14 protein-coding genes and 1 pseudogene are annotated in these 24,144 nt (G+C 67.1%); 6 read left to right on the top strand and 9 right to left on the bottom strand.

The window, feature by feature from the left end; translation table 11 throughout:
* Position 1 precedes the first annotated feature (1 nt).
* Positions 2-2,755, bottom strand: a complete 2,754-nt coding sequence (locus F8271_RS04300) for a BTAD domain-containing putative transcriptional regulator (RefSeq protein ID WP_225854154.1) — start codon at positions 2,753-2,755, stop codon at positions 2-4.
* A gap of 272 nt (positions 2,756-3,027) precedes the next feature.
* On the opposite strand from F8271_RS04300, the gene F8271_RS04295 reads away from it, so the two are divergent.
* The 5 genes from F8271_RS04295 (at position 3,028) to F8271_RS04270 (ending at position 5,794) form a co-directional block, all read left to right on the top strand.
* Positions 3,028-3,276 (top strand): hypothetical protein, encoded by a 249-nt coding sequence (locus F8271_RS04295; RefSeq protein WP_151488279.1) that lies wholly within the window; start codon positions 3,028-3,030, stop codon positions 3,274-3,276.
* Positions 3,273-3,671 (top strand): hypothetical protein, encoded by a 399-nt coding sequence (locus F8271_RS04290; protein ID WP_151488274.1) that lies wholly within the window; start codon positions 3,273-3,275, stop codon positions 3,669-3,671. Before F8271_RS04295 ends, F8271_RS04290 begins: the two co-directional genes overlap by 4 nt.
* A complete protein-coding gene (locus tag F8271_RS04285; RefSeq protein WP_151488271.1) occupies positions 3,668-4,354 on the top strand; it encodes a DUF2637 domain-containing protein in 687 nt (228 codons plus the stop codon). The genes F8271_RS04290 and F8271_RS04285 overlap by 4 nt, the downstream gene beginning before the upstream one ends.
* 505 nt (positions 4,355-4,859) lie before the next feature.
* Positions 4,860-5,519, top strand: coding sequence for a hypothetical protein (locus F8271_RS04275; protein WP_151488267.1), 660 nt, complete (start codon positions 4,860-4,862; stop codon positions 5,517-5,519).
* A complete protein-coding gene (locus tag F8271_RS04270) occupies positions 5,516-5,794 on the top strand; it encodes a hypothetical protein (RefSeq protein WP_225854153.1) in 279 nt (92 codons plus the stop codon). Before F8271_RS04275 ends, F8271_RS04270 begins: the two co-directional genes overlap by 4 nt.
* A gap of 15 nt (positions 5,795-5,809) precedes the next feature.
* Here F8271_RS04270 and drmC read toward each other — a convergent pair whose 3' ends face one another.
* The 4 genes from drmC to F8271_RS04250 form a co-directional block, all read right to left on the bottom strand.
* On the bottom strand, positions 5,810-6,598 hold the full coding sequence (gene drmC / locus F8271_RS04265) for a DISARM system phospholipase D-like protein DrmC (RefSeq protein WP_151488264.1): 789 nt from the start codon (positions 6,596-6,598) through the stop codon (positions 5,810-5,812).
* Complete coding sequence (gene drmB / locus F8271_RS04260; RefSeq protein WP_151488263.1) at positions 6,588-8,618, bottom strand: DUF1998 domain-containing protein; 2,031 nt, start codon at positions 8,616-8,618, stop codon at positions 6,588-6,590. The genes drmC and drmB overlap by 11 nt, the downstream gene beginning before the upstream one ends.
* Positions 8,618-12,328, bottom strand: coding sequence for a DISARM system helicase DrmA (gene drmA / locus F8271_RS04255; protein ID WP_151488262.1), 3,711 nt, complete (start codon positions 12,326-12,328; stop codon positions 8,618-8,620). Before drmA ends, drmB begins: the two co-directional genes overlap by 1 nt.
* A gap of 147 nt (positions 12,329-12,475) precedes the next feature.
* Positions 12,476-13,777, bottom strand: coding sequence for a recombinase family protein (locus tag F8271_RS04250; RefSeq protein WP_151488261.1), 1,302 nt, complete (start codon positions 13,775-13,777; stop codon positions 12,476-12,478).
* A 69-nt stretch (positions 13,778-13,846) separates the two neighbouring features.
* On the opposite strand from F8271_RS04250, the gene F8271_RS04245 reads away from it, so the two are divergent.
* Positions 13,847-15,085 (top strand): type IIL restriction-modification enzyme MmeI, encoded by a 1,239-nt coding sequence (locus F8271_RS04245; protein WP_151488260.1) that lies wholly within the window; start codon positions 13,847-13,849, stop codon positions 15,083-15,085.
* A 22-nt stretch (positions 15,086-15,107) separates the two neighbouring features.
* On the opposite strand, the gene F8271_RS04240 is transcribed toward F8271_RS04245, so the two are convergent.
* From F8271_RS04240 to F8271_RS32170, 4 genes and pseudogenes are all read right to left on the bottom strand, one after another.
* The gene (locus F8271_RS04240; RefSeq protein WP_151488356.1) at positions 15,108-19,190 is read right to left on the bottom strand and encodes a DNA methyltransferase; all 4,083 of its coding nucleotides are present in this window, start codon (positions 19,188-19,190) and stop codon (positions 15,108-15,110) included.
* Complete coding sequence (gene drmD, locus F8271_RS04235) at positions 19,190-22,381, bottom strand: DISARM system SNF2-like helicase DrmD (RefSeq protein ID WP_225854152.1); 3,192 nt, start codon at positions 22,379-22,381, stop codon at positions 19,190-19,192. The genes F8271_RS04240 and drmD overlap by 1 nt, the downstream gene beginning before the upstream one ends.
* Positions 22,382-22,732: 351 nt before the next feature.
* Positions 22,733-23,461: a BTAD domain-containing putative transcriptional regulator gene (locus F8271_RS04230; protein WP_151488259.1), complete on the bottom strand. Its 729-nt coding sequence runs from the start codon at positions 23,459-23,461 to the stop codon at positions 22,733-22,735.
* A gap of 113 nt (positions 23,462-23,574) precedes the next feature.
* Positions 23,575-24,144, bottom strand: a pseudogene (locus F8271_RS32170) (hypothetical protein); the annotation flags it as partial.

Raw genomic sequence — 24,144 nt, 5'->3', positions numbered from 1 at the left:
GTCAGCGCAGCCTGGTGGCGTCGAGCTGTGCGAGGTCGGCGCGGATCGAGTCGGCGTCGGCGTCGCCGAGGTCGTCGAGGATGCTCAGGGCACGACGCCACGCCGCGCGGGTGGCGCCGAGGTCGGCGAGGGCCCGGTGGCTGCCGCCGAGATTGACGTACGTGCTGGCCTCGGCGTAGCGGTCGTTGACCTGGGTGAAGAGTTCGAGCGCGTGCTCGTAGCAGGCGATCGCCCGCCGGTCGTCGCCGAGCTGGTGATGGGCGTGGCCGAGGCTGTCCCAGGTGTCGGCCTGCCCCTGCACGTCGTCCACCTCCTGGAGCATCGTCAGCGCCTCGCCGCACGACTCGAGGGCACGGTGGTAGTTGCCGAGCAGCGCTTCCTGCCAACCGACCGCGTTGAGGGTGTACCCCTGCCCGGCCCGGTTGCCGGTCCGCTGAAACAGGGCCAGCGCCCGCCGGGAATGCTCGAGTGCCTCGTGGTACCGCCCCTGACGCTCGGCCAACTGACCGCGGTTGAGGCAGGTGTGTGCCCGCCCGGCGTCGTCGCCGACGTCGGTGAACAGGTCGAGCGCGCGCCGCAGGTGGTCGTCGGCCTCGTCGTGGCGGCGGAGCCGGGAGCAGGCGAGACCGAGGCTGCGGTGGGCGTGGCCCTGCCCGGCCCGATCCCCGATGCGGGACGCGGCGGCGAGAGCGATGCGTTGCGTGCCGAGCCAGTCCTGCCAGTGCCCCTGCCGGTGCAGGAAGCCGCCCATCGTCCAGGCGAGCCGCCAGGCGTGGCCCTCGAACCCGGACCGCGCCGCGAGCGGTACCGCGGCGAGCAGGACGGGGATCTCGGCGGTGAACCACGCCGTGGCGGCCGACCGGCTCCTGGGGTGCTCCGGCGTCACACCCGCCCGTGATGGCGAGAGGCTGATCTCGCTGAAGTGCGGGTGCAGTGCGAGGTCGGCGGCGTGCGCGGTGTGCAGGCAGTGATCGAGCAGCCGGTGGATGGCGTCGCGGCGGTCGGCCGGTGACTCCGCCTCGTCGGCGAGGGTGCCGGCGTACGCCCGCAGCAGGTCGTGGAACGCGTGGCGCCCGTACGCGTGCTCGGTGAGGAGGTTCGCCCGGGTCAGCTCGGTGAGCAGGGGGCCGATCGTCTGCGGCGGGACGCCGGCCAGGCTGGCCACGGCCGGGGTGGAGACGTCCGGGCCGGGATGCAGGCTCAGCAACCGGAACAGCCGCAGCGCGGGTGGGCTGAGCGTCCGGCACGACCAGGAGAAGACCGCCCGTACGTCGGTGGCTTCGTCGCCGCCGTGGAAGGCGTCCAGGTTGCCCAGCTCACCGGCGACCGCCGCCAGCGGGAGGTGCCGGTTGGTGGCGGCTCTGGCCGCGACGATGGCCAGGGCGATGGGCAGCCGCGCACACCGGTCGGCGATGTCGTCGGCCGCGGCGGGCTCGGCGGCGACCTGCCGGGCCCCGAGCCGGCGGACCAGCATGTCGCGGGCCTCGCCGCGGCTCAGCAGATCGAGGATCACCGGTTGGGCGCTCTCGGTGACGACCAGCGGGATGAGCTGGTCGCGGCTGGTGACGATGGCGAGGCAGTCGGGTGAACCGGGCAGCAGCGGCCGGACCTGTTCCGCGTCGCGCGCGTTGTCCAGCACCACCAGGAGGCGCTTGCCCGCCACCGTCGTGCGGTACAGGCTCACCATCAGGTCCTCGTCGCTCGGCATCCGTGCCGCCGGCACACCGAGCGCCTCCAGGAATCCGTGCAGCGCTCGCGCCGGTTCGGTCGGGGTGGCCGCCGGGTCGAAGCCGCGCAGGTTGACGTAGAGCTGCCCATCGGGAAAACGGCCGGCCGCGCGGTGCGCCCAGTGCACGGCGAGCGCGGTCTTGCCGACGCCCGCGGTGCCCGACACCACCACGGCGCCGCCCCGGTCCACGAGCGCGTCGAGGGCGGCCAGCTCCGCGTCGCGTCCGGTGAACGTCGGTACGGCGGGAGGCAACTGTGCCACCACCACCCGTGCCGCCGTGGCCGGGGTGGGCGCGTCGATCGCGGTGTCCTGACGCAGGATGGCGCTCTGCAGGTCCCGCAGCCGTGGGCTCGGGTCGATGCCGAGGTTGTCACGGAGGGCGTCACGCAGCCGCCGGTAGGTGGCGACCGCTTCGCCCTGTCGGCCGTCGCGGTACAGGGCGAGCATCAGTTGCGCGTGCAGATGCTCGTCGAAGGGTTGCTGCCGGACGAGCCGTTCCAATCCGGGGACGAGCCGGGCGTGCTCGCCGACGGACAACCGGGCCTCGGCGAGCGCCCGTTCAGCCTCCAACCGCAGGCGTGCCAGGTGGTCCGCCTGTTCCTCCAGCCAGGCGGACCCGGCCACGTCGGCCAGCGGCGGTCCACGCCACAGTGCCACCGCCGCCGTCAGGTGGGCCACCCGCTCGGTCCGATCCGCCGTGCGCCGGGCCAGGTCGAGGAGGTGCTCGGCGGCCTGGACGTCGGTGGATACCGGCCCGGTGTCGAGCACGTAACCGGGCTGGCGCGCCACGATCGATCCGGGCTCGCCGAGCAACGCGCGCAGGTGCGAGATGTGGCGTTGCAGCGTGTTTGCGGCGGTGGCCGGTGGATGTTCACCCCAGACCACGTCGACGAGCTGGTCGACGCTCACGACCCGGCCCACGTGCAGCGCCAACGTCGCCAGCACCGCCTTGCGGCGCAGGCCGTTCACCGCCTGCGGGGTGTCGGTGACGACCACCTCCACCGGCCCGAGCAGCCTGACGCGCACGCCCGTACCTGCCGTCGACATCACCGGATCAGGCTAGATCCGGGGCCGGGCACCCTCGCTGTGTTCGTCGCGCACTGGACACGACGCCGGAGCTGCCGGGTGGCCGGCAGGGTCCACGCCGCGGCCACGACATCCCCAGTGCCTGCGCTTCCGCAGCCTTGCACCCCTCCGTTTGGATATCTGTCTCGAGTGGGCCGGAGGTACCACCATGCGAACCAACCGGCGACCATCGCCGGCAACCCCCTGCCGCTGCGTTTGGGCAGGTCAGCCCAATGACGCGGGACTTCAGGCCGTCGCCGATCGAGCGGCTGGCCGATACCGACCTTGTCCGAGAATTCCTATATGAGGGATTGGCGGCACCAGCGGCGCGGGCGGTCCACTCCCGCCTGGTGATCGAGATCCTCGCCCATCTTCATGACACGTTGACCGATCCGCTCACCACCGAGGCCGTCGCGTACGAGACGTTCGTACAGACGATCTCGATCCTGAACGTACTCCTCCCCGACGGGAGGAGTCGATGACCGACGACCACACTCTCGACGCCGGGCCAGTGGTCCGGTTTTCCGAGGCCGAGAAGATCAACCCGTTCCAAGTGCTGATCGAACTCCACGACCACGCGCTGGGACAGCCGTCCAGGTCGTCCCGGACAGAGGCTTTGACGGAGTTGGCGCTCGCCGCCGCCGTGCTCTCGTGGTGGAGTCGATGGCAGCCGATCATCGTCCACCGGGCGCTGCGACGCGGAGCCGGCTTGGCGGACATCGCCGAGGCGACCGGGCTGGACCCCGGCGAGGTGGTCCACCGCTGGGAGCGGTGGGCCGAGGTCCAGACCCGCTTGGACATCGGCGGACGTCCCGCCGTCGATCCCGTCGAGGTCCGGACCATACGGGGGCGGATCCGGCCGGAGGTAGACCGATGACACCAACCCGGCTGGCCCGCAACATCAGCACCGCGGCCGTCGCGTCCATCGCCGCATGGTCCTCCTGGAGCCACATGGTCGATGTCGCCCTCAGATTTGGCGAGCGACCCGAGGTCGCACTCGTTCTGCCGATCTCCGTCGACGGCATGCTTATCGTCGCCTCTACGGCCATGGTCGAGGACAAGCGAGAGGGGCGACCTGTCCGCTGGTCAGCCCGGGTCGCTTTCGTGGCTGGCGTGGCCGCCAGCGTCGCGGCGAACATCGCCGCCGCCCATCCGACCCTGGGTGCGCGGATCGTCGCAGCGTGGCCGGCGGTAGCGCTGCTCCTCGTGGTCGAGATGTTGTCGCGGGCGCGCCCCGCCATTGATCTGCCCCCGCCACACATGGTGAAGCGCGAGCCACGGGGTGGCGCGGAGCAACCTCGCTCAGACGCTCCAGTCTCGGTGCTGGCACCGAAGGTCCCATCGCCGCTCAACGCAACCCAGCACACCACGGGCAACAACAGGAAGTTCAGATCCGCGGCGCTACCGCGGACGCGTGACAGCGAGCAAGGCGAGCGAACAGTGGACCTGGTCGCTCGACTGCGGGCGGAACGTCCGGGCGCAAGCCTGGCGGACATCGCGGACGCCGCAGGCGTGTCCGAACGGCACGCCCGTCGCCTCCTGACGTCCAAGCAGACGTAGGCCAGTGACGAATTCTGGGAGTGCAGGGAATCCCGGCAAGGCAGTCTCAGCGACGATACCGCAGGTCAAGTGAACAAGGCCGCAGCGGCAACGGCAAGGGCGACGGCTCCTCCGGCAGCCGACCCGCCGACTAGCACAGCGCGAGCGACCCGTCGATCGTCTAGCCAAGACAGCCATCCCGCCGCCGCTCCGACGAGGAGCGCCGCCAGACACACGACAACGATCCACAAGGCAACCAGCGCGTACGAGTTCGCTGCGGGGCCGTCCTTCAAGTTTCTGCTCTGCGGCACCGTGCCGTAGTAGAGCCAGCAAAGCAGAACGTCGCGGCACTGGTCAGGACGCCGTGAGACCGATCAGCCCGCACCTGCGTCCCGAACAGATGGGATCTCACCTGCCCGTTCTTGGCGCGTGCATTTCTTCTACGCGTCGAGGCGCCCCCGACTACTTCTTGTGCGGGCAGACCGGTCACCACTATTTCGGTGGCGCATACTCGGAAGGCGAGGCGATGGCCCAACGCGACAACGACCGACAGCGCCGCCGGGGACAAGCGCTTCGCGGCTTCGCCACGCCGTACGCCAAAGCCCAGAACGCGCTGCATCGGGTCTATGGCGACGGCGGCGCTGCCCGCAGCCGATTCGAGGTGCGCCGCAGCCTCATCCTGCGCCGACGGCCGACGGAAGGCATCTACGGAGCCACGCCAGCTCAGCGGTCGGCGCCGGTCGCGGACCTGATCACTGCGCGAGGCTGGGCGCTGCATCTCTACCTCGTTGCCCTTTTCGAGGCCCAGAGCCGGCGCCGCGCCGGTAGCTCGATCCAGAACACACGCAAGCTTCAGGAACCCGACCGGCCAGGCTGGGTAGATCTGCTTCCCGCGGTGACCACTACTGCGGACCCGGTGGCGGGAGCGCTGCGCCAAACCAAACGAGCGCTGACCCTGCTCTCGCAGGCGCACCTGGTCAGATTCCAACGTCCGGCAGGCACCGTTGACCGATTCGACCACTTCCAGCTGCTGCTTGAATCCGGCGAATCCTACGGACTGTGGCACCAGGACTTTTACTTCGTTCCTAAACAGGACTCGTTCGGCAGCGCCGACACGTCGACACGAAAGCGGCGCGCGCATGTCGGGACAAGACGCAACTACCGAAGGCGTCCGGTTGCGTCTTGACAATCGAGGGCAAGTACTACCCGCTCGGCGTTCCGCGGGACGAGGCGCTGAAGTATGTCGGTGTGCGGGCTTACTTTCCGCGGACGATGGGGAGCCTGTTCGTGACCAACTCCTTTTCCCCGGTAGCCAACAAGTGCCTGAGCCAGGCGGCTGGCCATTTGCCGTTCGAGTTCGGCGCGATGCCGGGAACCCGGTTCCAGACGTACGTCCGCGCCCACATTCGTGATGCTCTCAAGAAGTGGGTGGCCGGCTTCGACTTCGGTCACCGCACCTGATCGTCGACCGCTCGATCAGAGCAGCCGGGCTGGGCCTGAACCGCTTTGGCGGGCATCCGGGATCAGGGGCCGATGGGGCACAGTCTCACCGGGTGCGCGGCTAACCAACTCGTACAGCGACCCGTGCTTGCTCGTCATGGTGGCCTCGATGGACTCGGCGAGTGCAGAGTCGCGGATCAGGACGCCGAACTCAACGTTCACGTTCTCGGCGGAGTAGCTGAAGTTGGCGCTGGTCAGCAGGAGTAGTTCATGGTCGATCACGATGAACTTGGCGTGGCTGCGCACGTGGTTGCCGTTGGGCAGTTCGGTGGAGCGGTAGACGGTGGCGCGTGGGAGCTGGGCCTTCACCCTAGCGGCGTCGGCGACGTTCCCGTCGACGTAGACGGTGACGACGACGCCAGGCTGTTCGGATGCCTCCTTGAGCACGGACCGCATCTGCGATGAGTCCTGGAAGTTGTAGGTCGCTGCAGTGACAGATTGCCGGGCGGCTCGCGCGATACGGTGGAACTCGCTGGTGAGGTGTCCGACGGTGGCTTCGTTGCCGGGCATCGTCCAGACGGGAGTCAGTTCTCGCAGAACGGACTTCGCCCCCGCGATGGCGCGCAACACGCCCACGGTCCGCTCGCTGTCGGTGTGCCCGAGCGCCGCTGCCACGAGGAGCCGCTTGACGGTCTCCCTTCGCGCTGCGGCGACCTCGGTCAGCGCGGCGATCGTGTGCTGCCCGATCTTGAACTGGACGGCGAGTCGCTGTGCTTCGGTGGCGGTGAGGAAGCTGCCCAGTTCGGCGAAGGGGTCAGATGCCATGGGAGCTACCGAAAAATCCCGGCACGGTCGGGCCGTCTGCGGTGGGAAGATCGAGCAGGAACCGCCGGTCGAGGAACCGGTTCGCCTTCTCGCAGGAGGTTTCTGAGGCGAAGCTGCAGGTGTGGCAGGCGGCGCCATGCAGAAAGTCCTCCGGGTCCGTCGGCGTGCGCATGGCGCAGATCGGATCGGAGGAGCAGCGCGTGGCCCGGCGCAGCGCGGTTCGCACGATGGTCTGTAAGCGGGCGGGTTCGGCCAGTGCAACGAGCCCGCCGAGGGTGCCTTCGCTGTCGGAGGCGGTGGTACAGATGAGCAGCCCGGCAGCGGACTCACGCTGTGACGCGTCGTTCCAGGCGTAGATGCGCTCGGTGAGGCTCGCGGCACCGTATCCGGAGTACATCGCCATCTCGCGGATGAGGACGTGGGCGAATGTGTGGACCAGCCAGTAGCGCGGTCCGGGCAGGCGGGTGTCGGGATCGAGGATTTTGGCGGTCTCGGAGAAGCGTCGGGCGAAGTTGCGCCGGTGTGCCTTCCGGTGTGCCTCCCACAGTGCACTGCCCTCAACCGTCTTCTCCCACTTGGCGACGGCGTCGAGGTCGAGTTGAAGGAAGATGCCCTCGCCGCGGTCCTCGGTGGCGGGTACCCAGGTCGGCTTCGCGGTGCGGGTGAGGGTGACCAGGCGTGAAGCGACGTCGTTAACGCGATCCATCTCGTCCAAGCGGGTGAAGCCGAGGACGGCGTTGACGCGCTTCATCCGGTTGACACCTACCACGCGAGCGACATATCGGTGCAGGTCGGGCCCGCGCTGCATCTCGGTGACCATGAGCCCGGTGTTGTTCTGCTGTTCTGGGAACAGTGCCGGCTTCTGCAGGTAGCGCCACTCAGGTATGAGCAGCTCGATCGGGTCCCAGTTCGCCTGGCGTTCTTCGCGGGCTTCGTCGGACTCGGGTGGTGCGAGGACTTCGGCGACGGCGGTGGCGATATCAGCGTCGGTGAGTCCGGTGACGTCGATGTTTCGTGCGGCCGCGAGGGCGCGGATGACTGGGACCTGTTCGCCGAATTGCTTGATCTGGTCGATGCCGACCTCGACGCGCAACTGGTCGCCGAGGGCTTCCTTCTTCTCGGCGTCGGAGCGCGGCATGATGATGATGCTCTGCGTCGAGGTGAACCAGAGGTTGGACGCGCCCATCATGATCAGCGCCGGGCGGGCCCGACATCCGGGGTAGAACGCGCCCAGGTGTGGGTGGCGACCGCGGCAGGTCTGCGGGAGTTTTTCCCGGCCCTTCGATCCCTGCGCCTCCGCCATCCCGCGGGTCGTTCCGCATGCCTGGCAGATGATCGTCGACCCGACGCTTCTCCCGACGTTCGCATCGCGCATCTTCAGCTCGGGCGATTCCGCATTCGGACAGGTTGCCCCACGGTGAACCCAGAGTGTGTAGGGGAACTCGTCGAGGTGGCCGTTCGTGCAGGTAAGTAGGTGCTGTGCGGCCACGGCGGGGCTACCCGCGCGCCTGCCCCTCCCGCCGCGGCCTGGGCACGGTTTGTGGGCGAACTGCGCCAGGTCTGGCCGGAACGGATGGGTGTTGGTGTAGGTGAATCGGGTGAGCGGACCCAGGTAGTCACATCCGGTGCACCGGAACCACTGGGGGAACACCCTTGCCGGCAGGCCGAGGTCCGAGCCTTCGTTCGACAGGACGCCCTTCTTCGGCTGCCACGGGAACGGCCGAAGGGCGTCGACCTGCGGGCCGAGGTGCAGGCGTACCACGTTGAGCAGGCGCGGTTCGAGAATCGTTGGTACGACCTCGCGGCGCTTCCAGATCGGCTCCCAGTCATCGAGGCCTGCGGGCATGACCGAGAAGTTGGGCAGGTCCATAATCGCCCCCGGGCCATAGGTGTAGAGCAGCGACGAGGGGCGAGCGGAGCCGACCTTGGCGCGGTTCTTGGCCTGGCCCGCCTCCACGTCGCCGAGTGGGTCGAGAGCGTCGTTGTAATCGGGAAGCACCTCTGCGACGGTGTCGGTCATCAGTCGTTCTCCCCGGCGGGCAGTGTCCAGTTGTCGACGCCTGGAGGGGTTCGGGCGAACAGCCGCTCCGGTATCGGCGAGACGAGAATGTTGATCTCGGGTTGCACCTCGCGCATCGAGTTCGCGATCACGAACGGCGCTTCGGCCTTGCTGCCAACGTTGGCGCGGTGGTTCTCAGGGCTGATGATCAGCGGTAGGCACTTGTCGCCTTCGCCGGTGCGCTCGTAGACGAGGGTCTTATGCAGTTCAGTGGCGTATCTAGCTCGGCTGGCCCACCGGTCAACGCGGTTGGTGAGCAGATCGCTGGCCCGTCTTGTCAGGTCTTCGTCCTGCGAGGCAGCCAGGATGCGGGCTTTGAGCCGGTTGATCAACGCGGCCACGGCGTCATGTTGGAAGCCGACGCGGCCCGCCTGCTGTTCGGGCGAGAGCCCGTCGGCGACGACGGCTTGGGCGACGCGGACCGCGCTGACGAGCAGGCCGTCGAGGCCACGCTCCAGAGCGGTGGGCGAGAAGGGGGTGACCGACAACGCCTCGACCTGCTTGTAGAAGGTCTCGTGGTAGTGGCGGAACTGTTCGAAATGCGCCAGGTCGCGGGGCCTGGCCCAGTTTCCCAACGCCACCACCAGTCCGGGGCGTTCGGCGTCGCGGCCGACACGGGAGGATGCCTGGATGTACTCGGCGGTGTTTTTCGGCTGGCCGACGACGAGCATCAGGCCGAGGCGTTGAATGTCCACCCCGACTTGCAGCATTGAGGTGGCCAGGACCACGTCGAACGGCGCCTCGCCGTCGCGCGATGGCGGCTTCTTGTTCTCCTTTGCCGCGGCGATACGGGCCCGGAACGCGCCGGTCGTGTCGTGGCCCGGGTCGAACTCTAGGCCGAGCCGGTCGAGAGTCTTACCGATGTCCGCCCCGGAGATGCGCGCGGTAAGTTCGGCTACGTTGAGGCTGCCGAACGCGGTGCCGTATCGGCGCGGAAAGCCCGAGTCCTGTCGTGGGTTGCCTACCCTCGCGCTCACGTCGTCATCTACATATCGGCGCATACCCGCTAACTCCCGGGTGGCGTTGAAGTAACCAATTAGCGTCATGTAGGGGTCAGCCTCGATGCCCGTGCGGTCGAAGAGTAGCTGTCCTGCCAGCAGCAGCACCTCGGCGACGCGGATCTCCGCGCTGGATAGGCGCACGCCCTGGGCACTGACCCCGACGTAGCGGCGGCCGGGATTTTTGGTCGAGACCGACACCTCGCGGGAGAAAAAGGTGTGCGCCACGTCGAGCACCTGCGGTGGGAAGATCTCGACCTTGCGCCCGTAGAGTGCCCGCACCTGCTCGCCGGCATTGCGGACGGTCGCCGTGGATGCAACGATCAGCGGCCTTACCGGCTGGCCGTCCGGGGTCTGCCACGAGCACAACGTCTCGACAGCGACCTCGAAGAGCCCGATCGCTGTGCCGAGCGCTCCCGTGATTAGGTGCAGCTCGTCCTGGATGATCAGGTCCGGTGGCCGCAGCCGCCCGACGGGCACCACGGTCGCCGCGCGATGCACTCCGGCGGTCTGGTGGAAGCTGACCGTGCAGCCGGTGTAGTCGGGGTGCACGTAACCGTGCCGGCCGCAACGCTTGGCGACAAACCCGAACAGCGACGCCGCCTCACCCTCGCGAGCCAGTCGGGCGAACTTGTCGACGGTAGCGATCACGAACGCTGGGGTCAGCCGGTAGATCTCCTCGTCAACCGTCAGGATCGGCAGACCCTCGGGCACGCCACCGCCTCTTGAGAACGGGCACCGGGCGAGCTCGTCGCCGCAGTGCACGAACACCCGCCGCGACGTGGGATCGCCTTTGACGTTCGCCGGGGTGATCTCGGTGCCGCACCATGGGCAGCGCTGGATCTGCAGCACGGTCAGCCGGTGAGAGGCACCGTCGTTAACCTTCTTGAGCTGCTCGTCGGCCTCCTCGAACCGCTTCGGGCTCACATCCGTGCCGACCCACAGCCCGATGCGGAACGGCTCGGTCCCCCACGTCACCTCGTCCTCGCGGCGCACCAGTTCCGCCGCGCATACCAGCGCGGTCGCGCGCTGAAATTGCTGCGCGGTGAGCAGCCGCAGCGTGTACCGCATCAGGACTGAGACACCGTCATCGCCGTTGAGCGACCCGTCCGCGGAGGCGACCACCCCCTGCCGCCGTCGGATCGCGAAGGTGTACGCGGCCAGACCCAGGTACGCCTCGGTCTTACCACCACCGGTCGGGAAAAACAGCAACTCAACTTTGGCCTGGTGCTCGCCGCTGCGCAGAGTCGCGGACGGGTCGATCAGCGCACGTAGCTGCATGAGGATGAACGCGAGCTGAAATGGCCGCCACGACGCCACCGGCTTGCCGTCTGCCTCTGCGAGTTCGAGATTTTGGCGCGCCAGCGCGATCGATAGAGTCGAGTCGGACTTGCGCGCCTCGACCACCTGCGAGGCGAGCCGCTGATCGCGCATGACCCGATTCATGAACCGGAAGCACTGCAGCGCAGCCGGGTCGGACGCTACGAACTCCAGCCCCTCGACCAGACGCTGATGCGCCTGCCGCGCCTCCCATAGCACCAGCTCGGCGGTCTCCTGCAGATGCGTCGGCAGCGTCTTCGCCGCCGCTTCTTGCCGGTCGAGCCAGGTGCCGTACCCAGACACGAGCGGTACCAGACCTGCCTGGACCTCGTCGGGACCGGCCACGGACAGCGCCTTCATCGACAAAGTTGCGCCCTCAACTTCGCCTGCCTTCGTCTGCGGGGTCTCCGCCACCGGCAACCACGCTGTCGACACCTCCGTCGCCCGCCGCGACCCAGGGCGCACGACCCAGTCGGCCGAACAGGTGCGCCCGATCGCGAACTCCAGCCGGTCCTTGTACTGAAGGTCGAGGCGACGCACCTCGTCGTCGTACTCCGGCCATTCCTGCTCTAGGACATCACGCACGGGCAGGAACACCTCGGCCCCGCTGGCGTCGACTCGTAGCTGGGTCTGGAACATCCACATGTTCGACGGGATCGGCAACGGGGTCTCGCGGTCATTGCACAGCGCGATCTCGACGAGCACGCGCTGGTACTCGGGATCGTCATATCGGTCGATACGCAGACAGATCGCGCCGCGCAGCACGATCGTCGCCGTATGCCCCGGCTTTAAATCTCGCAGCGCGACTGTCCGCGACTCCTCGACCGGGGTGCGCTGGTACTGACGCACAGGGCGCCCGGCCTTGTTGACCTTCTCGGTTTCGACCGTCTCGTATGTTCCCCACGACGCTGTCACCGTGAACGACACCAGGTCAGTTGGCACCTGGAACCGCAGCCCCATCGACGCCGGGATCATCAGCCCCTGCTTCGGCGCACGGTCCTCCGCATCGTCATCCTCGGTGTCCGCATCGCCATCGTCGGCGGGCACCGCCGGCACACCACGCCCCTCTGTATGCCTCTCGTCGAGCGGAATCTCGGGTAGGTCGTTCGCGTCACGTTGATCGAGCCCCGACGGGGATGCGCTCGTGAGCTTGACTGGCGCGATTAGGCCGAGAAGATACTGCTGGCGTGGGCTGAACGGCAGCAGCTCCTCGGGTCCGTTGATCGGCCCGAGCAACTCCCGCTCCAAAATGTCAACGAGGTTCTCCCGAACCGTGAACGACGTGCCATCAGCCTCGTGGTTGAGCACATACCCGCCGTTTGGAGGTGCCGTCGCCTCAGTGCCGTCCGCCATGCGCCACAGTCTGCCGCACATAACCAACATTGCGAGCGTCACCCGCCGTGAGCGATAAGCCACCCCGGTGGCCAGTCACGGGACCCCGGCACGTCGCTGGGCGGTCTCGTGACTGGCCGGTGCGAGCCCCTCCGCGCGAGCGCGGATCTACGCCGCCGCGAGAAGATCGCCCTGCTGGCCGGAGTCTGAGAGTCTCCATTGGACCAGGACGCGCTCGTCGTCGAAGGAGCGCCCCACGACGCCGCGACGGATTCGCAGGCTGTCCAATTGGGTGAGAAGCACAGCTCGCCGGGCTACCTCGTCAGCGCCGGCAACGGCCCAACTCTGCTCGACGGTCGCGTCGCCGAGCAGCTCGCTGCCGCGCTCCGCCACGAGGCGTCCGACGAGATAGGGGTCGAGGGCTGCCCGGCCAATGGTCTGCCTGCACGTCGGGCAATAGAGAATGGGGCGCTTCTGGTTCGTCCCGCGGCACATGTACGCGTCGCAGTCGTCGCAGCGCGCGACACGCGACAGGAACGGGCTCGTCGCCTGCCGGTCGCTTCGCTTGCGGGCCTGCGGGCTGGTGCGCGAGTCGAGCATGTGCTGCAGCACCGCGAAGACCTCACCGTTGATCACGGCCAACGACTCGTTGATGACCGGCCGGCCGTGCTCGTCACGGACCACCGCGAACGGGTCCACGCGCTTGGCGCTCTTCGCCCTGCCCGGGTTATGGGGTGTCATCCCAGCTAGGACCGGGTTGCGAAGCAGACCATCGACAGTCTGACGGTTCCAGGTGACGGCGGCCTTCTTTTCGCTCTGCCGACTAGGAAGCGGCGCGCCGTTGTCGCTCAGCCACGTGGCGATCGCGTTGACGGTGGTGCCCTCCAGCGCCATCGCGACCGCCTCTGTGAGCCAGCGGGCACGCTCGGGGTCCTTGACCAGTACGCGGCCTGGGCCGGCCGGATTCGCGATCGATCGATAGCCGTACGGGATGCCGCCGCCTGGCCAGCGGCCGTCCTTAAGCAGTTGCACCCGGGCTGCACGGACGCGTGCCCTGATTGCCTCAGCCTCCATTTCGCCGAACACGGCCAGCATGACCGCGAACGCGCGGCCCTGCGGGCTGGTCATGTCTATCGGGTCCTCGACCGCTACAAGGCCCGCGCCCCGCATCTGCAGGGTCTCGTCGGCGTGGAGGAAGTCGAGGACGCGCCGTGCGAGCCGGTCCACCTTCCAGATGATCACGGCGTCAAACTCGGCGGCCCGGAGAAGCGAGCACCAACCCTTGCGGTCTTCGGGCCGGTTAGCGGTCGCGGAGACGCCGTCGTCGATGAACTCACCGACGATCTCCCATCCGCGCGCCTCCGCATACCTGCGGCAGGACTGGAGTTGCCGAGTGATCGAAACGGACTCTTCCTTGGTGACACTGAGGCGAGCGTAAAGGACGCAGCGGCGCGCCTGGTTCAGATTCATACACGTCATCAGAGACACATCCATTAGAGGAGTGCAACCTCGCGCTTAAGAGGCGGACGCACCCTCGGCGTGATCGCCACGAACACGGTCGCCCAGGGCGACTCCCGCGAAGTCGGCCTCGACGCCATGGTGGCCGCCGGCTTCACCATCACCCGCGCCATACAGTCCCGGTCCTGGCCGGCGGCAAGCGCCAACCTCGAATACGCCGCCGTCTGGGGCACACTCGGTTCAGTCGCCGATGCGGTCCCGCGCGTGGCCGACGACGTGCCAGTCGGCCGCATCAGCACCCTGCTCGAACCGCAAGGCCGTACCGCGGGCAATCCGATCCGCTTGATCGAGAACACCGGCATCGCCTTCCAGGGCTGCATCGTGCTCGGGATGGGCTTCGTGCTCGACTTGGCTGAAGCGCAAGAGTGGATTGCCACCGATCCACGCAACGCCGAGGTGCTCTTCCCATACCTCAACGGCGAAGACCTCAACTCCCGCCCAGACGCCTCAGCGTCACGCTGGGTAATCGACTTCAACGACCGCACCGAACCAGCAGCGGCCGGATACCCCGCGCCATACGCGTGGGCGAAAGACCACGTCAAGCCAGAGCGCACGCTGAACAATCGAAAGGTCTACCGCGACTACTGGTGGCAGTTCGCGGAGAAGCGGCCGGCGCTGCGGAGGGCGATCGCGGGGTTGCCTGAGGTGTTGGTCATCGCGCGTGTCAGCAAGACCGTCATGCCACTGCGCGTGCCGGCAGGACAGGTGCCGAGTGAGCAAGTGGTCGTGTTCGCCTCCGATGGATATAGCCTCCAGGCACTCTTGTCATCAAACCTGCACCAGATATGGGCGATCACCTACGGCTCGACCCTGGAGACGCGGGTTCGCTATACGCCGTCGGACGTGTTCGAGACCTTCCCCCTACCCGCCGCAACTGACCGGCTTGACGCTGCCGGGCGTTTACTAAACGACGAGCGGCGCGAAATCATGCTCCGGCGCGGCCTCGGCCTGACGAAGCTGTACAACCTCGCCCACGACCCCGGGATCCAGCGAGACAAGGACGTGGACCGGTTGCGTGATCTTCACGTCGAGGTCGACGAAGCAACCGTGGCCGCGTATGGGTGGGACGACGTTCGCCTGGACCACGGCTTCGATGCGTACCGGCAAGTCATTCGCTGGACGATCAGCCCAGCCGCCCGCGTCGAGATCCTCGACCGCCTGTTGCTGGAGAATCATCGCCGTGCGGGGGCTCAGCCCAGTGGTCGAAGCTCCGCAGGAAGCGGTGCCGTGCCGCTCGACGAATACACCCTCTTCGACTGAGCTGAGACCCCGCCTGGAGCGGTCAGAAGAGCGTTTCGTCGTCGGGTTCACCGGTCTCCAAGGTGGCGCCCCCAAAAACCTGTGCCTGTCGTTCGGCGCGGCGACGATTCTCGTCGAGAAGTCGGTCTAGGATCTCGATCCGCGCCGCCGGGTTCACGGTCCATCGCTGCATCTTCCTAAATGTATGAAATCCGTGGCCAGGCGTGATGTCAGACCAGCCATACGCATCCAAGACTTCATGGTCAAGATGCACATGCAGTGCTCGTATCCGAGCAACATCCCGGTCGGAATCGTCGCTTAGTTCAGCGTCGTTTACCAGGTTGTAGAGCTTGGTGAGACCGAGCCCGCGTCGAAGCATGACCTCCCGGCGCTCCTCGTCGAGAGAACGCCCTGCAGCTTGAAGACGATCAGCAAAGGGCGGGCGAGGAAAGGTCTCAAACACGTCCGACGGAGAGTAGTTGATGTCCGCCCGCATCGTTGACGTGTACTTGACGACCCAAAGCTGGTGAACCGTCGACGACAGCACTGCTTGATCCGCATACGAGTCCGTAGCAAAGACACCTAGCTTGTGGCTGAAGACCTGCACGTTCGCGACGCGAACGGGCATGACGGTCTTGCTGACAAGAGCGATGACCAACACCTCAGGCAACTCGGCGATCGCCCTGCGCATGGCTGGCCGCGTACGCAGGAAAAGCCACCATGGAGCTTCTCGCACGGCTTTCGGTTTGCCTGACCGCTCGGGCTTGACCTGCTCCAGCAACCTCGCATATGGCAGCCGGTACATCGCGCTTTCGGCTTCGGTGCGGTCGTTGAAGTCGATTACCCAGCGTGACGCTGAGGCGTCTGGGCGGGAGTTGAGGTCTTCGCCGTTGAGGTATGGGAAGAGCACCTCGGCGTTGCGTGGATCGGTGGCAATCCACTCTTGCGCTTCAGCCAAGTCGAGCACGAAGCCCATCCCGAGCACGATGCAGCCCTGGAAGGCGATGCCGGTGTTCTCGATCAAGCGGATCGGATTGCCCGCGGTACGGCCTTGCGGTTCGAGCAGGGTGCTGATGCGGCCGACTGGCACGTCGTCGGCCACGCGCGGGACCGCATCGGCGACTGAACCGAGTGTGCCCCAGACGGCGGCGTATTCGAGGTTGGCGCTTGCCGCCGGCCAGGACCGGGACTGTATGGCGCGGGTGATGGTGAAGCCGGCGGCCACCATGGCGTCGAGGCCGACTTCGCGGGAGTCGCCCTGGGCGACCGTGTTCGTGGCGATCAGACCGAGGGTGCCCTTCGCCTGCAAGAGCGAGGTGACACGTAGGAGGAAGTAGGCGACGAGGTCGGCGCTGCCTCGGCGGCCCTCGGAGAGGATGTTGACGAACCAGTCGCGGACCGGCGTGCCCATGGCGCCGGTGAGCTTTTGTCCGCCAAGGAACGGTGGGTTGCCGATGATGGCATCGAAGCCGCCGTGGCCGACCATGACGTCGGCGGCCTCGATGATCCAGTGAAGTGGTTGCCAACGCTTGTAGTCAGTCTCGACGGCGGGTGTGAGGCCTCGGTCGATGATTGCTTCGAGCCGCGCACTGTCGGAGCCACCGCCAGCCGTGCCCGGATATGCCTTCCTGGCAGCCATGCGCAAGTCGTCATACGCGGCGTTCAGAGTCTTGCCGGGCTTGCCGCCGAAAGGCAGGCCCGCGGCGATGACACCGTTTGCGATCTTCCGCAAGTCTGCCGTCACCTCGCGCAACTGCGTGTGCAGACGGCGCTTCGCGGCGCTGGAGCGAGCGGGGTCAGCGTCGTCGACTGGTGACGCAAGGTTCTCGCGGAGGGCGACAGCCTTGGCGATGATCGAGTCGACGTCAACGTCAACGACGTACGTAAGGTCGGTGCCGGAGGACAGCCTCTTGGTGACCCACTTGGTTCCCTTGCGCGGATCGATGTGCAGGTTTCGAAGTTGCTCGATCCCAGTGAGACCGAGCAGGGAGTTGCCGAGGAAGACCTTGTCATCGACGAACGAGAACGGCAGGTTACGGTCGAGAGATACGAGCCATAGCGAGAGTTTGCACATCTCGATGGCCATGTCGTTGATGTCGGCGCCGTAAAGGCATTTCGCGATGACCTGGCGGATCGCGAGGGTGTAGAGGTCTTTGCGGCCTGCGTTCGCGCGGTCCTCGATAGTCCAGGCTTCGACGACGCGCTCGGCTAGGTAGCGGGCGGCGGCGACGAGGAACGCCCCGGAGCCGCAGGCGATGTCGGCGATTTTGAGGCCGAGGATCTCGTTGGACGACTTGAGCTTCCACGTCGCCGAATCGGCTGTCTGGTGCGGGCCGGGCGCGTAGCAGAGCGGTTGGAGAGCGTGGAGCACGACCTGTTCGGCGAGGGACTTCGGGGTGTAGTGGGCGCCAGCGTTCTTCCGGGATGGAGTTTCTCTGACGAGCAGGCCGCCGTCGAGGACGACGATCGGCCGCTTGCGCAGGTCGAGGCGGATCAGCCCGAGCCATGGCTTGACGCGGTCGCGTAGGGCGACGTCGTCGCCAACGGCTTGGGTAAGCGCGCTGACGATGCTCGGGTCGATGTCGGCGTCAACGGCTTTGGCGATGGCAGCTCGTGACGGTGGCTTGGCAGAGGGCTGATCCTGCTCCACCCAGGCGCGGAGGGCATCGGCGAACTTCTTACGGTCGGGATTCTTTGCAGCCAGCCCATCGAGCGTGGCGAGCGGGATCTCGGGCTCTTCGCCCAGACTGCCCTTGATGCCGACGGTGACCTCGTGGGCAACGGCGACGGTGTAGCCGAGCAGTCCCTCGTACATGTAGCCGATCTGCTCGACATCTATGTCGCGAAACGAGATTCGCCGCGCTTCGCCTTTGATGTCGGCGATCTGCACGGACTGCAGGACGTGAAGCATGACACGGTCCGAAACCGTGACGGCCAGGGAGCCCTGGTCGGCCACGGCGGTGAGGAACGGGAACCGGGACGGGTCGAACAGGGAGCCGCCGTAGGCGGGCATACGGATGTTCTCAAAGGATGCGCCGTGGTAGAGGGCGTTGCTGGTCGCAAGAAGCCGGTGCCAGGTCAACGAGGTGGAGTCGAGGGCCTCCTCGCTCTCCTCGGTCCTGCGCGCGATGAGCTGATCAAGCTCGCGAGCGATGCCGTAGCCCTGGTCGAACAGTTCGCCAGAGGGCAGCAGACCGCGCTCCTCGGCAAACAGGAGGAAGACGACGCGCATCATCACCGTGACGGCGGCCTCGTAGCTGTCGCGCGGGCGCGCCGACAGCGGGTCTGGAAGGCTGCGTCGTCGAGCGTCGGCGGCCGACTCGGACAAGGACTGGATGATCAGTTCAACCGCTCGCCGTACCTGGGCGCCCAGGGCCTCGGTGATCTCCTCGGCTGCGGCAACCGACTCCTCGAACAGCACGGGAAGGCGGTCCTTCGGCTCCCCAGCAATCAGGTACGGCCGGCCGATCAGGGTGAGGAACGCATCCCGTGTTCGCGGTTCTTCGATCCAGGTCAGCGCATCCACGAGGCCAGAGGCGAGCATCGCTCCCTGCCGGGCGCAGACGAGCCCCCACCAGCGGCCGTCCGTGACGATGCCGATGGGAATACGGTTCTCGCGCAGCATCACCTCGACGCGGTCGATCGGATTGGCCGCCCAGAGGTCGCCGAGGGTCTCGCGCAGCGATTCGACGGGATCGACGACGTGAACTAGCGCGCCGACCCCTTCGGGGCCGTTGAGCGACGCCTGCGCGCGGACAGTGACGGCCCGATTGGGTGAGTGCGCCTCCACGCCTGGCACTTCGCCCCACGACAGCGATTCTGCCCAGCCCGCGGCGTCGCGAAGGATCGTCTCGACCCACTTGTCGCGCACGAGGCGGTAGGTGTCCAGGGCCTGCTCAGAGTCCGGTGCACGGTCGAGACGCTCCCACGCGGCCTCGAAATCCTTGCGGGCGTCGACCAACGCGGCCTTCCGGGCGTCGGACAGCGTGGGCATGCCCTGGGGCCACACGCGCTTGAGCGGCGCAACGGCGAGAAACGGGCCGTCAGTGTCGACCAGCTCCAGCCAGGCGCGGTGCTGGTCTGCAACGCTGGGGGTGGAGCGTCGGGTGTTGTAGCGGCGCACCATCACTCTTGCCACCCATCTGCGTCGTCCCGGGTCAGGGCGAACACGACGGCGGCTGCGGTCGTGTGCGGCTTGACCTCGGCATACCGGTCGTTGATGGCGGCGACTTCACGCGCCTGCTCGTCATCGAGTTCGTCCAAGCGGCGGGACATGGCCTCGATGTCGCGCCGCCACTGCCGCTGCTGGTCCGGGTCGGTGAACAGTTGCCCAGCGGTTGCGTCTTCCTCGGCACGAAGGCGGGTGAGCGAGTCGCGGAGATTGGCACGGAAAGCGGCGAAAATCTCCGTCGCCCGCTGCACGTCTGCGGCCTGCCTCCGGGCGAGTTGCTCGGTGACCAGGTCGTGTCGACGGCCGGCGCGGGTGCGCATCGATTCTTCGAGTCGCAGGCGCAGCGGGGCGTCAGCCACGTTCCACAGGTTGCACAGCTGGTCGCGGACCCGTTGATCAGCCAGAGTGAGGTTCTCCCGGTCCAGCGCCTTATCGAGTGCCTCCTCTGCCCGATCCTCGGCCATTGCGCGGCGTCCGCGCAGCCGGACGCCGGCCAGGAAGACCTCTTCGTGCAGCCGGACGCCGCCGCGGCCGACTAGAACCATGCGGGTCACGGCGGCGACGAACGATTCATCAAGGCCGTCTACAACCACTGCCGTCACACGCCGAAGAGTCGAATCAACGCTCCACAACGACCGGCGCAGCAGCCTTTGAGCCTTCTGCACAATCGGATGGCCAAGGTGGACGTATACCAGGTCGGCTCTCCCTTCGGCAGCCTCCGGGTCGAAGGTGATGGGCCGCAGTACACCGGGATCGAGGCGGGTGTCGAGGCCGCGGAGGCTGTCTCGCCAGCCTGCTGTGAGGGTCGGCACGGTGAATACCTCGGCGTCGGTGTCCTGGGCGAACTCATGGTTCGGGACCAGGGCTTCCTGGTGGTTGAGCCGTAGCGCAGCGCCGACCACGCGGCGTAAGTTGGCCGGCTCGAGGTGCATCTCGGTGCGCTGGTACGCGTAGCCCTGCTCCAGCTGGGTGAGGCGGGCATTGAGTTCCATGCCGCCGGCCAAGGCTGCGTTGATGACCTCGTTGGGGTCGATGCCCCTGGACTTCTTCGTCGTACGTGTGGGGCGCCCGAAGTGGCCCTGGATCTCGTCACCGACGACCTGGTTGGCTGAGCCGAGGTCGTACTCGACCTGTGCGATCTTACGGGCGATGATCTGCATGAACTTCAAGTCAGCGCCGTATGTGGAGGAACCCCGCACGGGCAGGAAGTGGAACACCTTCGGTTTTTCGGTCTGGCCGTACCGGTCGATGCGGCCGATGCGCTGTTCGAGCCGGGACGGGTTGAACGGGATGTCGAAGTTGACCAGTCGGTGGCAGTAGGTCTGCAGGTCGATTCCCTCACCGGCGGCATCGGTGGCGAGCAGCACGCGCACCGGCTCCTTTGACGGATCAGCGGTGAACTGGGAACGGATGTACTCACGCTGATCCGGCGGGGTTGAGCCCTGGATCACCGCGAGCCGGTCGTCGCTGTAGCCGCGCTGGCGCAGCACGCGGGTGAGCCAGTCGACGGTGTGCGCGTACTCGGTGAAGACGACGACGCGTTCGTTGGTCCAGCGCTTGCCGTCGGGACGGCAGTTCGCGTCGAGGAAGCCGGTAAGCCGATCGACACGGGAGTCAGCGCGGCTCTCATAGCCCAGACCCCAGTTCATCAGGGTCTCTAGCTGGCCAGGATCAGCTCCGACGAGCGGGTCGGAAACCTTCGACTCGCGTAGTCTCTCCGCCTCGTCCTGCTCCCACAAGCCCTCTTCCTCGTCGGACTGGCCCTCGCCGAAGATGTCGTCGTACTCGTCGTCAGACAGTCCGCGGCCAGCCCTCGATGACAGGTAGTGGCTTAGGGTCATGCCGAAGGCGAACGGGCTGGACAAGAACCGTTTCTTCAGCAGCATCGTCACGATGTCGCCGCCGGGCTTGGTGCCGTTCAAACGTGCGCTCTTGGTGACGATCTCGTCCAGCAGCGAGAACATCCGCTGCTCGGACTCCGACGGGTCGAACTCGATCGTCCCGACCTGGCGCTTCTTGAACCCCTTACCGGTCAGGTCCGCCTTCAGCCGTCGGACCGTCACGTCCTTGAGCGCGGTGGGGTCGAGGTTCGCGCCACGGGCGAAGCGTCGGCGGTCGATCATCTCCATCAGCGCCGTGAACGACTCGGGGTGCCCGTTGTGCGGTGTCGCACTCAGGAACAGACGATGCTCGCACTTCTCCGCGAGCTGCCGCGCGGCGATCGTGCGCTGGGTGTCCACCGCGTACCCGCGCCCGCCGTTCACCATCGAGGGACTCGCTGGCGCCACATGGTGCGCTTCGTCAACGACGAGGATGTCGAAGGCGTACCGGCTGCCGGTCTTGGCGTTCGTGGCCTGCGCGTAGATGTCGCGCAGGAGGCGCTGGGCCCGGACCTGCGGCAACCAGGCCATGCTCACGATCACCCGCCGGAAGATCCGGAACGGGTTGGCCTGTAGACCGTGGGTACGACGGACCTCAGCCATCAGCTCGGAGTTGACGATAGTGAACTCCAGGCCAAACTTTTCCCGCATCTCGTCCTGCCACTTCAGCGACAGACTCGGCGGACACACGATGATCGCGGTGCGGGCACGGTGACGCAGGAACAACTCCTGGATTACCAGCCCTGCCTCGATCGTCTTACCCAGGCCGACGTCGTCGGCCAGCAACAGGTTCGCGCGCGGTGCCCCAAGAGCCCGGCGGAGCGGTTCGAGCTGATACGCCTCTACGTTCACCCCAGACCAGAACGGAGCCTGATAGCGGTTGGGGTCGGCGCTCGTGACGGCTCCCCACCGCATCGCATCGATGAAGCCAGCCAGCGTCTCCGGATCGTCAAAACCGTCGACTTGAATCACGTCCGGGAGGCCCTGCGCTGGGGCAACAGAGTGGCCGACTTCGAGTTCCCATACCACGCTGAGCTGCGCGCCCAGGCTGCCTTCATCGAGGGAAAGCAGGTCGACGACGTGGCTCAGTTGCGCTACCGACTCGTCGGCCGGGCTACGCGGAAGACCCTGCACCTGAACGTTGGACACAGCCCACGTCGAGCCGCGAACCTCGACCACCTGACCGGGTTCCGGCAGCGGCGGCAGACCGCGTCGAGCAGCCTTCACATCCTCGGCAGCAAGCACAGCAGTAACCACCCCAGTCACGACCTCGACACCATCACGCGCTCTGACATCCGACTCATCACGACAGTTCGCGCGCTCACTTTATATTCTTCCAAAAGCACGAGACCTTCTCTCTCCCCCCGGCAGCGCCTCGCCACGTTCACGGCCACCGCGACCACGATGGCACGCCAATCTCACTCGCCTCTGGCGGTTAGTCAGGGCTCCGTCGATATCGACTTTGGAACGATCTGACCCATTCTGCTCATCGTCCATTCGGGTGAATCTTTCAAGATCACGAAATTGAGGCGTTCGCAGAATCTGACAGGAGCCGGTTTGGGAGTGTAGGGAACCTCTGGTCGGTTGCGGCAGCGGCGCTGTCCGGGGCGACGGTGGTCAGCTTGACCGATCGCGGATTCTGGCAACGGCGGCGGCGAGGAGTTCGTTGTCCGGGTGGTGGCGGGCGGCGATGTCGAGGACGGCGATGGCTTCGGCGGGCCTGTCAGCGAGGGCTTCGGCGAGGGTCACGGCCGCGGTCACGAACTCGTGGGCTACCGCTTGCTGGTGCCGGGCGAGCCAGAGGTATCCGGTGTCGGCGGCGAGTGGCCCGCGGTAGGCGGCGACCGCGCGGCGCAAGGCGGTGATGCGGGCTGCGGGGTCGGTGCCGCGTTGCGAGGCGATCATCGCCTCGCGAATGGCCCATAGGTCGACGTCGAACGCGTCGGTGTTCAGGGTGTAGTGGTGTCGCCGCAGCCGCAGGTAGGTGTCGTTCCCGCCGGTGGAGCGGAAGATCTGGCGCAGGTTGTAGGTGTAGGTGTGCAGCCGCTGCGCCGCGAGGCGGTGCGGCGGCTCGGGCAGGAGGTCGCCGAGGATCTCGTGCTGATAGGCCGACCCTCCCCGCGCAATTAGGTAGGCGAGGAACTCCAAAGCCTGTGGGCGTACGTGCTGCTCCTCGGGAACACCGAGGATGGCCGGCGGGCCGAGCACCCGGACGCGGACCCGGTTCGCTCCGACACTGGCTCGCTCGCCGAGGGGGTCGCCGTTCGCACAGGCGCCAGTTGGGCGCGCGTTGGCGCCAATCGCAGGGCTGATCACGGGAGGATCTTCGGGTCGGGCGTCGTTCATGGCTGGGTGCCAGTGACCGCCCTCGGCGTCGTGGGCGAGGGCTCGTTGCTCATCATCGACACGGTACAGATCCTGTCGCCCTGTCGTGAACCCGCCGAACTCGTGCCGACCGCTCAGCGGTCGGAGAGATGACCGGCGGAGTGCCATAGGACCTCAGATCTCGCCTGGCTGTGCTGCCGTTGTTCTTCCGCTGTGGGGGGCTCGATGTCGGTGTGTTCGTGTCCGCGGTCTGCGCAGTGCTGCCACATTTCGTGCAGGTGGTGAAGCATGCGGGCGGTGGCGGGATGGTGGGGGTGGTTGCGGCGGTGCGCGGTGATGGTGTCGGCAAGTAGGCGTCGAGCGGCGCCGCAGTGGCCGAGGTCGCGCAGGACGAGGGCGAGGGTGGCCTGGATGGCGAGGGTGGGGTGCGCGTCGGGTCCGGCGGTGGCGGTGAGTTGGTCGGCGAGGTGCCGGTACGCGTGGTAGGCGCGCTGGTGGTGCCCGGCCTGCCGGTGGGCGGTGGCGAGCGTGTGGACGGCGGCGAGGGTGGACCGGGCGGAGGGTCCGTGCAGGTGGGCGCGGCTGTGGTGAGCGGAGCCGGCCCAGCGGATGGCCGCTGCCGGGTTGCCGAGCCGGGTCAGCAGCTCCGCGTAGAGGTGGGCGGCGTCGGCGTGTGTCGGGTCGGCGGTGGTCGGGTCGGCGGT

Origin of the sequence: Micromonospora sp. ALFpr18c (genome assembly GCF_008868155.1) — a bacterium.
Lineage (GTDB): Bacteria > Actinomycetota > Actinomycetes > Mycobacteriales > Micromonosporaceae > Micromonospora.
Note: the sequence above shows the minus strand (reverse complement) of the source record. Positions and strands in the feature narration are given on the sequence as shown.